This is a genomic window from Gordonia sp. i37 (assembly GCF_002043085.1).
GTDB classification, from domain to species: Bacteria; Actinomycetota; Actinomycetes; order Mycobacteriales; family Mycobacteriaceae; genus Gordonia; species Gordonia polyisoprenivorans.
Map to the genome: position 1 here is coordinate 1 of NZ_MVPX01000334.1, position 10824 is coordinate 10824.

Annotated in this window: 9 protein-coding genes; 3 read left to right on the forward strand and 6 right to left on the reverse strand. The window is 66.7% G+C overall.

What is annotated here, in order from left to right; translation table 11 throughout:
• On the reverse strand, positions 1–1276 hold a 1276-nt coding region (locus tag B1964_RS16205), incomplete at its 3' end, for an HNH endonuclease signature motif containing protein (protein WP_172398863.1).
• Between the two features lie 465 nt (positions 1277–1741).
• Entirely contained in the window at positions 1742–2401 is a 660-nt protein-coding gene (locus tag B1964_RS16210) for an MBL fold metallo-hydrolase (protein WP_079930508.1), read from the reverse strand.
• 208 nt (positions 2402–2609) lie between these two features.
• Between B1964_RS16210 and B1964_RS16215 the strand changes: the two genes are divergently transcribed.
• The gene (locus B1964_RS16215; protein ID WP_079930514.1) at positions 2610–3989 is read left to right on the forward strand and encodes an acyl-CoA dehydrogenase family protein; all 1380 of its coding nucleotides are present in this window, start codon (positions 2610–2612) and stop codon (positions 3987–3989) included.
• Positions 3990–4016: 27 nt separating this feature from the next.
• Positions 4017–5237, forward strand: coding sequence for an acyl-CoA dehydrogenase family protein (locus B1964_RS16220; RefSeq protein ID WP_006372883.1), 1221 nt, complete (start codon positions 4017–4019; stop codon positions 5235–5237).
• A gap of 138 nt (positions 5238–5375) precedes the next feature.
• Here the strand turns inward: B1964_RS16220 and B1964_RS16225 are convergent, their stop codons facing one another.
• Complete coding sequence (locus B1964_RS16225; protein WP_216354255.1) at positions 5376–6683, reverse strand: MFS transporter; 1308 nt, start codon at positions 6681–6683, stop codon at positions 5376–5378.
• Between the two features lie 149 nt (positions 6684–6832).
• On the opposite strand from B1964_RS16225, the gene B1964_RS16230 reads away from it, so the two are divergent.
• Entirely contained in the window at positions 6833–7510 is a 678-nt protein-coding gene (locus tag B1964_RS16230; RefSeq protein ID WP_139765760.1) for a hypothetical protein, read from the forward strand.
• A gap of 18 nt (positions 7511–7528) precedes the next feature.
• Here B1964_RS16230 and B1964_RS16235 read toward each other — a convergent pair whose 3' ends face one another.
• The 3 genes from B1964_RS16235 to B1964_RS16245 form a co-directional block, all read right to left on the reverse strand.
• Positions 7529–8935: an aldehyde dehydrogenase family protein gene (locus B1964_RS16235; RefSeq protein WP_079930511.1), complete on the reverse strand. Its 1407-nt coding sequence runs from the start codon at positions 8933–8935 to the stop codon at positions 7529–7531.
• A gap of 58 nt (positions 8936–8993) precedes the next feature.
• Positions 8994–10121, reverse strand: coding sequence for an NDMA-dependent alcohol dehydrogenase (locus B1964_RS16240; RefSeq protein WP_079930512.1), 1128 nt, complete (start codon positions 10119–10121; stop codon positions 8994–8996).
• 59 nt (positions 10122–10180) lie between these two features.
• Positions 10181–10824 (reverse strand): aldolase/citrate lyase family protein (locus tag B1964_RS16245; protein ID WP_079930513.1); only part of this gene is annotated, 644 nt, incomplete at its 5' end.

A 10824-nucleotide genomic window follows, 5' to 3' on the forward strand; every position in this document is an offset into this window, starting at 1 on the left:
TCCGGTTGTGTTTCCCGCAGGCGGGGGCGAGGTCACCGATGTTGGTGAGCCCACCTTTCGCATGATCTTTCGTGGCGTGATGAATTTCCACGTGCGCGGCAGGTTGAGTGCACCCGGGAAACGAGCAGTACTCGCCACCGTCTTTGGCGAACAACGCGATCCGTTGTCCTTGACTCGCCAACCGCGCCCGACCCAAATACAGGGGCAGGTTCGTGTGGTCATCGAACACCGCCAACCACGGCTGGCACTGAGCTGCCAACGCGATCACATCCCGGATCGGGAGGAGGGTGCCGGTCGCGCTCACCCCCATCCCGGTCTGCGCAATCAACTCCGACAGCGACGCTTTGATGATCAGATGCGGCGGCAGCCCGCGATGCGACTGCGGGCCGAGACCCACATCCAACCCGGCACGCAGGACCGCTTCCAACGCATCATGGTTGCGTTGCACCTGATCCCGATGATCCCGCGACGCCGCAGCCGCCAACGCGTCGGGGTCGGCATCCTCACGACTGCCGGTCGGAGACTCCGGATCGGCGGGATTGTTCATTCCAGGCGCCGCCCACGCGGCGAGTACCGCTTCGAGGTGCGCGGTCAAGGTCGGGGTCATCTGCCCCGACAACCCACTCATTTTCTGCGCGTCTTGCCGGCCGATGCGGATCTGGCGGCGGCGTTGCCGATCCGCATCGTCGGTCAGTTGGCCGTCGGGGTCGAGGTGCGCCAACACCCGTGCCCCCAGAATCCGCAGATCGGAGGGGGTGTGGGTGCGGGCGAACCCGGCCATCGTGGCGTCGGCCGACATTTTCTCGTCGAACGGCACTGTCGCGGGGATACGGTCCAACACATCGATGACGACTGCGGCGTGGGAGGGGCCGGCCGCACCGGAGGCCATCGCCTCGGCCAACGCTGGATATTTGGGGGCGGCGACTTCACCGGTGAAGGTGTGGAAGGTGGCGGTCGCTGTGAGTTGTTTCCACCGCCGCCACGGTTCCGACATACGCAACAAGCCGATCATGGCGTCGGTGATCGACCCGAATCCGTACTCGCGCGCCAGATGGCGGTCGGAGAATTCGACGATCTGCCGATCGCCTTGGACGGTGACGCGGGTGATCAACTGTTCGGTCGATTGAGCGACCGCGACCAGGTCGTCGTTGGACAGGCCGGTCAAATCATCGGTGGCCAACTCGTCCATCAGCGTGTGGGCGAGGGCGAGTTTCTGGGTGGTCGACAACCCGGACACATCCGGTAACGCGTCAGCGGGGAGTGTGGTGTCGACCATCATTTCTCACCCCCCGGCGATAAGCGCACATGTGTTTGTGTGCTGTTGTGTTCGAGTGTATGCCGGGTTTGTCGGGTTGGCAAGGGGTTGTCGAATGTTTTTTCGGGTGAGTTTCCGTGGGGTTCCAGCCTGGGTTCGGCTCGGTCTCGAGGCTCGGCGCCTGGGGCGCCTCGCACCTCGACCACCGATCGGGAAGCGCCTCGACCATCGATCCAGACCGGCCTCCCACCGGTTGTGCCAGTTGAGGATGCGCTCGGGGATGCACCGAATACCCTCTCGCGCAACAGATTCCGGCTACGTTCTCGGTGGAGGCTACAGCAGCGGCGCTGCAGCCGCCCTCGGGGCGTTGCCCGTGCATCCCGCTTTGCCGCCACGATCGCCTTGGGGTTCGACTTCCCCGCGGTGTCGGTCGCCGACATGCGGGACCGGCTGAAACGCTACGATGTGCCGTCAACTGCACATCTTTCAGAACTCGGCCGCGGACTCCTGATCGAGTACGGCGAATTCGGTTGCCGCGTCCTTCATCTCGCTCAATCGTGAGTAGTGGATGCCGGTCCCCGCGTCGGACAGGATGGCCTGATGGATGGGCACCGCGACGCGTGGCGCCATGGCACGCAGGTAATCCACGGACTCACTGAGTTTCATCCACGGCGCCGCCGACGGCAGCGCGAGGACGTCGACATTCTCGAACGGAATGTAGAACGAGTCGCCCGGGTGCATGAACCGCCCGGCGCCCTGCGACGAGTCGAGGACGTAGGCGACGTTGTCGATGACCGGGATCTCCGGATGGATCACCGCATGCCGGCCGCCGGTCATCCGGGCGGTGACCGCGCCGATGTCCACCTGCTGCCCGGGGTGCGCCGGGGTCCACTCCCCCGACGAGTCGGCGTCATTGAGTTGCCGGGCGGTCTGCGGATCGGCGTATCGGAGGGCCTGCGGATTGGCCGCGATGAGATCCGGCAGCCGCGCGGGGTCACAGTGATCGGGATGTTGGTGGGTGATCAGGATCGCGTCGAGTCCGGTGATGCCCTCGAAACCGTGGGAGAAGTTTCCCGGATCGAACAGGATCTTCGCCCCATCGAGTTCGACCAGCAGACACGAATGACCGAAGTGCGTGAGTTGCATGCCTCCACTGTGCTCCCGGCGGCCTCATGTGTCAGCGAACCGCTTCATAACCCCTGGTCACCCCGGCACGCACGGCCGGCGAACGAGTCCCGGCGAACAAACACGTGACATTCTTTTTACCCATGAGTAAGATCGGTTCTTACCGCCGGGTAAGGTATCCCGGAGCCGTACCGCCCCACCCAGTCAACCACTGCGAGAAATGGTGAACATGTCTACTCACACCGAACCCCGCGACACCTCCGCCGTCGGGAAGACCCGTCATCCCCGCAACTTCATCGGTACCGCGATGCGCGTGCTGACCACGGTCACGGGCTCGGAGTTCGCCGAGAAGTACCAGATCCGTGAACCCATCAACCGGATCGCGTACCAGGCGACCAAGACCGGGTTCCAGACCCTCGGCGCCGCCAACCGCGCCTTCTCGAAGGTGCAGGGCGGGTCGGCTCCGGCCAAACGGCTGACGACCACACCCAAGGGCTACTTCAATCTCACGCCCGACGACGAACAGCAGATGATCGCCGAGACGGTCAAGGAGTTCTCCACCGAGATGCTGCGTCCGGCCGCCTACGACGCCGACGCCGCGGCCACCGCGCCGGAGAGCATCGTCAAGCGCTCCGCGGAACTCGGCATCACCATGATCAACGTCCCCGAGGAACTCGACGGCGCGGCCACCGAGCGCGGGGTCGTGACCAACGCGTTGGTCGCCGAGGCGATGGCCTACGGCGACATGGGTCTCGCGCTGCCGCTGCTCGCCCCGAGCGGTGTGGCCACCACGCTGACGAACTTCGGCAGCGACGGCCAGCAGAAGACCTACCTGCCCGACTTCGCCGGTGAGAACGTCCCGCAGTCGGCGGTCGTGATCGCCGAACCGCGCCCGCTGTTCGACGCACTCTCGTTGCAGACCAAGGCAACCCGCGTGCCCAGCGGCTACCGGCTCAACGGCGTGAAGTCGTTCGTACCGGCCGCGGGGTCGTCCGAACTGTTCATCGTCGGCGCGCAACTCGACGGCCGCCCTGCACTGTTCATCGTGGAATCCGACTCCAAGGGCCTGATCGTCGAGGCCGACCCCGGCATGGGTGTGCGCGCCGCAGGCATGGGTCGACTGCTGCTGCAGGACGTCGCGGTGCCGGAGTCGGCGCTGCTCGGCGAAAGCTCGCCCGAAGCCTCCGATGCCGCCTTCGCGGCGTATCGCGACGTGGTGCGGTTGTCGCGTCTGGGCTGGTCGGCACTTGCCGCCGGAACCGGTCGGGCCGTCCTCGACTACGTCATCCCCTACGTCAACGAGCGTGAGGCGTTCGGCGAGCCGATCTCCAACCGCCAGGCGGTGGCCTTCATGGTCGCCACCATCGCCACCGAGCTCGACGGCATCCGTCTGGTCACCCTGCGCGGCGCCTCGCGCGCCGAACAGGGCCTGTCGTTCGCCCGCGAGGCCGCCCTGGCGCGCAAGCTCACCATCGACAAGGGCCTACAGATCGGTCTCGACGGCATCCAGCTGCTCGGCGGCCACGGCTTCACCAAGGAACATCCGGTCGAGCGTTGGTACCGCGACCTGCGTGGCGCGGGTATCGGCGAGGGCATCGTCGTCCTGTAAGGCGACCCGGGAATCGAGGACACAGTCATGAGCATCAATCTGGAACTGCCGAAGAAACTCGGCGTCACCATCGATCAGGCCCATCAGGCCGCGGCGGAGATCTTCCGTCCCATCTCGCGCAAATACGATCTGCGCGAACATGATTACCCGGTCGAGCTCGACACCCTGGCGAGCCTGTACGACGGTCTGGCCGAGACCGGCCAGGCCGGTGCAGGCGCCGATGCCGGCCGGAGCAAGGACAAGGGCAAGGAGCGTCCCGAGGGCGTCGTGGTCAACGGCGGCAACATGCAGTCGGTGGTCAACGTGATGGAGACCTCCTGGGGCGACGTCGGCCTCATGTTGTCGATTCCCTATCAGGGACTGGGAAATTCGGCGATCGCCGCGGTCGCGACCGACGAGCAGCTCGAGCGCTTCGGCAAGGTGTGGGCGGCGATGGCCATCACCGAGCCCAGCTTCGGCTCGGACTCGGCCGCGGTCACCACCACCGCCACCCTCGACGGCGACGAGTACGTCATCAACGGCGAGAAGATCTTCGTCACCGCGGGCTCACGCGCGAGTCACATCGTGGTGTGGGCGACCGTCGACAAGAGCCTCGGCCGCGCCGCGATCAAGAGCTTCGTGGTGCCGCGCGAGCATCCCGGTGTCGAGGTGGTCCGGTTGGAGCACAAGCTCGGCATCCGCGTCTCCGACACCGCGGTGATCCGGTTCGAGAACTGCCGCATCCCCAAGGAGAACCTGCTCGGCAGCCCCGAGGTCGACACCAAGAAGGGCTTCGGCGGGGTCATGCAGACCTTCGACAACACGCGGCCCCTCGTCGCGGGAATGGCCGTCGGGGTGGCGCGGGCCGCACTCGAAGAGCTGCGTCGCATCCTCGAAGACGCGGGCATCGAGATCGATTACGATCGTCCCGCCGCCGATCAGCATGCCGCCGCAGCCGAATTCATCCGAATGGAATCCGATTGGGAGGCAGCGTATCTGCTGACCATGCGGGCGTGCTGGATGGCCGACAACAAGCAGCCCAACTCGCTGGAGGCCTCGATGGCCAAGGCCAAGGCCGGCCGCACGGGTACCGACGTCACCAACAAGGCCGTCGAATTGGCCGGTACGCCAGGCTATTCCGAGCGTCTGCTGCTCGAGAAGTGGGCCCGCGACTCGAAGATCCTCGACATCTTCGAGGGCACCCAGCAGATCCAGCAACTCATCATCGCCCGCCGGGTGCTCGGCAAGAGCAGCGCCGAACTGAAGTGAGTCGCACCGGCCGATGATCTCCCCGGCCGGCATTGAACACGAGATCGCCCCGCGGACACCAGGTCCGCGGGGCGATTCCCGTCGGTGCGGATGTGTCGGTGTCCGTCGCGGTGTCGGTCCGGGAGGACGCGACCCGGCTCACGCCTCCGGCAGCGGCCGCCCGGATTGCTCCGACCACACCACCGGATCCTCGCGCAGCAGATGCGCCCGACCCTTGCGGCGATATCGCCAGATCTGCAGGGCGCCGACGCCCCACAGCAGGTACTGCGCCGACATCGCCGCGGTGAACGCCTCGGGCGGATAGCCGGACGCGCCGTCGGGGGTGCGCCAGTCGAGGATGATGCCGATCATCGCCATCAGCAGCAGGCTCGCGAAGAAGCCGCCCTGGTTGATGATCCCGGTCGCGCTGCCGACGCGTGAGACGGGGTTGGAGGTGCGGCCGAGATCGAAGCCGATCATCGATGCCGGACCACCCATCCCGCACACGATGACCAGCAGCATCAGCAGCCAGAACGGCGCAGCACCGGGCCACGCGAGCACGATCGTCCACATTCCGGCGATGGCGCCGACGACGCTCAGCACCAGGGTCGACCGGTGCCAGGGATGCCGCGTGATCAGCGCGGCGAAGATCGGTCCGAAGCCGATGATCGAGCACACCATGATCGTCAACAGGGTGCCCGCCGCGCCCGCGCCCTGCCCCTCGCCCTCGACGAAAAACGGGAATCCCCACAGCAATCCGAGAACGGTGGCACTGAATTGCGTGGAGAAGTGCATCCAGAATCCCAGCCGGGTACCCGGATGACCCCAGGCCGCGGCGAGGGTGGCACGGATGCCGGAGAACCCGAGCAATGGCCCGGAGGTGGTGCGCGCCTGTGGGGAGTCGCGCACCACGATCGCCGCGATCACCAGCAGCGCGGCACCGCAGGCGGCGGTCACCAGGTAGGCGTGCGTCCACCCGAGATTCGACAGCGCCCAGGTCATCGGGACCGCGGCCGCCACCGCGCCGAGTTGGCCGAGCACTCCGGTCAACTGCGTCATCAGCGGGATGCGCCGCACCGGGAACCACGAGGTCACCAACCGCAGCACGCACACGAAGGTCATGGCGTCGCCGACCCCGACGAAGAACCGTGAGCCGAGCGCCCACACGTAGGTGTCGGCGAAGGCGAAACTCAGTTGCGCCAGCGTCAGGATCAGGGTGCCGGTGAGCAGCACCCGGCGCGGGCCGAACCGGTCGACGAGGAGCCCGACCGGGATCTGCATCAGCGCGTACACCAGCAACTGCAACACCACGAACGTCGACAACGCCGACGCCGAGATGTGAAATCGGTCGGCGGCGAGCAGACCGGCGACCGCCATCGACGATCGATGCAGAACGGCGATGAAGTAGACGGTCACCGCGACCGTCCACACCACCATCGGGTGCCCGACACTGGAGGGTGCGCTCACCGGGCCGATCTCCTCTCGTCTCTCCTCTCGTCGCGCCTACATCGTGCTACATCGCCGCCGGCCGGGACAGACCACCTCTACGATGTCGAGAACCGACGACGCGCGACCTCCGAGTTCGCCGACCGTGTCGCCGGAATGGGGGGATGGTGGTGCGGACACCGAGGACGGCCGGCAGGTCACGATGGCGTCGCCCGATCGCGCTGGCCCTGGTGGTCGTCGCGGCGGCGCTGGCCGGTTACGCGTGGCTGCAGACACGCGGTGACGGTGTCGGCTGGTACGACGTCGGGGTCGGCGACTGCGTCGGCACCCATGACCGACCGGAGATGTCGCTGCTGCACCCCGGTGGCGGCTACGGCAGACACACCGCGGTGCACTGTTCAACCCCCGCGGCCACCTACGTCGTGGCGGTCCGACCGGCGGTCCCGGCGATCGGCCAGGCCCAGATGACCTGCCCAGACCCCGGGAAAGATGTCAGCGGATTCGCACGCTACGAGATGCGCTCGGTCTCGGTGCACGGACGGTTCCTGTTCCACGACACCTCCTACGGTTACGCCCCGATCTGTCTGGCACCGAACCTGCACGTCGGCAGCTGCTACGACGCCGGCGAGGATCGTGGCCCCCTGGTGTCGCCGCAACCCTGCGACGGTCTCGTCTCCTGGCTGGTGACACGGCAGATCACCGGAGTGGCCGACATCCACCGATGTCCGACGGCCACCGGACTGGTCCTGCACTCACCGCTGATCACCTATTGCGAGATCAACTATCCCGATCCCGACAACCCGCTGCTGCGCTTCGGTCCCCCACCGCCCCGGCCACCCGCCGGGTGATGCGGCGGCGCTCGCCGCTCAGCCGTTGATCACCTGCGGCACCGAGACACCCTTGAGACCCTCGACGCCGAACTCCAATCCGTACCCGGACTGCTTGACACCGCCGAACGGAATCATCGGGTGCACGCCTCCGTGCGCGTTGATCCACACGGTGCCGGCCTCCAGACGACCCGCGATCGCTCGCGCGGCGCCGGCATCACCACTCCACACCGAGGCGCCCAGCCCGACGTCGAGGCCGTTGGCCAGTGCGACGACCTCGTCGACGTCGGTGTAGCGGATGATCGGCAGCGCCGGACCGAACTGCTCCTCGGTCACCAGCGGATTGTCGTTGTCGATGTCGGCGACCAGGGTCAGCGGGTAGAAGTGGCCGGGGGCGTCGGTGTCGGGGTCACCGCCGGTGAGCACCTTGGCGCCGGACTCCTTGGCTGCCTCGACGAGCCGGGCGACGATGTCGAACTGCGCGCGGTTCTGCAGCGGACCCAGCACGTTGTTCTCGTCAAGCCCGCGGCCCATCGGCATCTGCCCGGCGACCTCGACGAGCGCAGCACACACGTCGTCGTAGACGTCGGCGTGCACGTAGAGCCGCTTGAGCGCCGCGCACGTCTGCCCGGTGTTGATGAAGCATCCCCAGAACAGGTCCTGCGCAATGGCTTTCGCGTCGACGTCGGGCAGCACGATACCCGCGTCGTTGCCGCCGAGTTCGAGGGTCAGGCGCTTGATGGTGTCGGCCGAACTCCTGATGATCGCCTGACCGGTACGGGTCGAACCGGTGAACATCACCTTGTCGATGTCGGGATGAGACGACAGCCGGGCCCCGACCTCACCCTCGCCGACGACCGGGATGAGCACGTCGGCGGGCAGGACGCCGTTGAGGACCTCGATCAGGGCGAGCACCGACAGCGGCGTGTACTCCGAGGGTTTGACGACGGCGGTGTTGCCCATCCGCAGGGCCGGGGCGACCTGCCAGATGGTGATCATCATCGGCCAGTTCCACGGACCGATCGCACCGACGACCCCCACCGGGCGGTAGCGCAATTCGGCGTGGGTCTCCTCGTCGTCGACGACGGTCTCGCCCGGCAGTGCGGTGGCCGCGGTGGCCCGCAGCCACGCCGAGCAGGCACCGACCTCGAAGCGCGCGTTGGGACCGTTCAGCGGTTTGCCCTGTTCGCGCGAGAGGAGTTCGGCGAGGGGTTCGGCGGCCTCCTCGATGGCGTCGGCGGCCTTGAGTAGCAACGCCTTCCGCTCGTCGTCGGCGCGCGCCGCCCATGCCGGTTGTGCGGCCCGGGCACGGGACACGGCGGCATCGAGATCGGCGACGGAACCGAAGGCGACCGCGCCGACGACCTCACCGGTTGCGGGATCGAGGATCTCGCGACCGGCGGGATCGGAGACGGACTGCAGCAAGCTGTCATAGGTGGTGCTCATGGTGATTCTCTTTCCTGATCGAAATCTGTTGACACTCAGTCGTCGAAGGCTGTGACACTCAGTCGTCGAAGACGACCACTCCGCGGATGTTACGGCCGGCGTGCATGTCCTCGTACGCCAGCGCTACCTCGTCGAGCGTGTACTCGCGGGTGATCAGCTCGTCGAGTTTGAGCTGACCCGCCCGGTACATACGCGCGAGATTGGGGATGTCGCGACGCGGATTGGACTCGCCGAACAGCGAGCCCTGCAACCGCTTCTGCATGAGGGTGAGATCACCGAGCAGAATGGGTGCACCCGCCACGGTGATGTTGCCCAGACCGGTGAGAACCACGGTGCCCGCCTTGCGGATCGAGTCCAGCGCCTGCGCCACATCATCTCCGGACACCACGCCGATGGTGATGATCGTCGAGTCGGCGCCCTGCCCGTTGGTCACCGAACGGGCATACTCGGTGGCCTCGGCCAACGTGGTGTAGAAGTGCGTGGCGCCGAACAGTTTTGCCTTGTCCTCCTTGGCCGCGACCGGATCCACGGCCACGACGCTGGTGGCCCCGGCGTGCGCCGCACCCTGCAATGCGTTGGCACCGATCCCGCCGATGCCGACCACGATGACGGTGTCACCGGGCTGCACCCGAGCGGAGTTGACCGCCGATCCCCAACCCGTCGGCACACCACAGCTGAGCAATGCCGCCTGTTTGAGCGGAAGGTCCTTGTCCACCTTGACCACCGAGGCGACCGACGCGGTGGTGTACTCGCTGAAGGTGGAGATACCGCACTGCTGCCCCACCGGGGCGCCGTCGAGCTGCATCCGGAAACTCCCCGGATCCTCCGCGCGATCACCGGAGAGCAGGGTCGCGCCGAGGTCGCACAGATTCGACAGTCCGCGAGCACAGAATTCGCACTTCCCACACGCCGGCAAGAACGAGAACACGACGTGATCGCCGACCTCGAAACCCGGAGTGTTCGGGCCGACGGCCGAGATGATGCCCGCCCCTTCGTGTCCGCCGGCAAATGGGTAGATGCCGACCGGAATGTCGCCTGTGGCGGCGTGGTCGTCGGAGTGGCACAGGCCGGCCGCGACCATCTTGACGGTCACCTCGTTCTGGCGGGGCTCGTCGAGGTCGAGGGTGACGGTCTCGTAGCGCCCGGGCGCCTCACGGAGAACGGCGGTGCGAGTGGTGAAAGACATCGGTGTCTTCTTTCGTCGGGGATGTGTCAGAAGCTCTGGGGATCAACAACTGTCGGGGATCAATAGCTACTGGGGTTCGACTCGCCGGTGCCGATGAAGTCGGCGGCCAACGCCTCCGACCCGCGGGCCAGCAGCGCGGCGTCGGCGCCGACGAGCACGAACGTCGCGCCCGCAGCGACGTAGGCGCGAGCCTGGTCGGCGACGAAGGCGTTGACACCGAACGGTTTTCCGGCGGCACGCACTCCGTCGAACGCCATGTGCACAGCGGCGACGACATCGGGATGGGTTTGCGCGCCGAGCAGACCCATCGACGCCGCGAGATCGCTCGGACCGACGAACACACCGTCGATACCCGGTGTCTCGGCGATCGCTCGGGCGTGCTCGACGGCCTCGATGCTCTCGACCTGCACGAACACCGACACGTGATCGGCGCCGTCGGCGAGGTAGTCGGGCACCCGATTCCACCGGGCAGACCGTGCCAGGGCACTGCCGACACCGCGCCGACCGACGGGCGGATACTGTGCGGCAGCGGCGATCTGTCGAGCCTGCTCGGCGTCGGAGACCATCGGTACGAGGATGTTCTGCGCACCGAGATCGAGAACCTGTTTGATGACGACGGCGTCGCCCACGGCTACCCGCACCATCGGTGTACACCGATATCCCGACACCGCATACAGCTGTGCGAGAGTCGATTCGAGACCGT

What these genes read in the sequence shown, in the direction of transcription:
- B1964_RS16235 (WP_079930511.1), bottom strand. Translation starts at nt 8,935, where the DNA reads ATGAGCACCACCTATGACAGCTTGCTGCAGTCCGTCTCCGATCCCGCC.
- B1964_RS16220 (WP_006372883.1), top strand. Translation starts at nt 4,017, where the DNA reads ATGAGCATCAATCTGGAACTGCCGAAGAAACTCGGCGTCACCATCGAT.
- B1964_RS16210 (WP_079930508.1), bottom strand. Translation starts at nt 2,401, where the DNA reads ATGCAACTCACGCACTTCGGTCATTCGTGTCTGCTGGTCGAACTCGAT.
- B1964_RS16215 (WP_079930514.1), top strand. Translation starts at nt 2,610, where the DNA reads ATGTCTACTCACACCGAACCCCGCGACACCTCCGCCGTCGGGAAGACC.
- B1964_RS16240 (WP_079930512.1), bottom strand. Translation starts at nt 10,121, where the DNA reads ATGTCTTTCACCACTCGCACCGCCGTTCTCCGTGAGGCGCCCGGGCGC.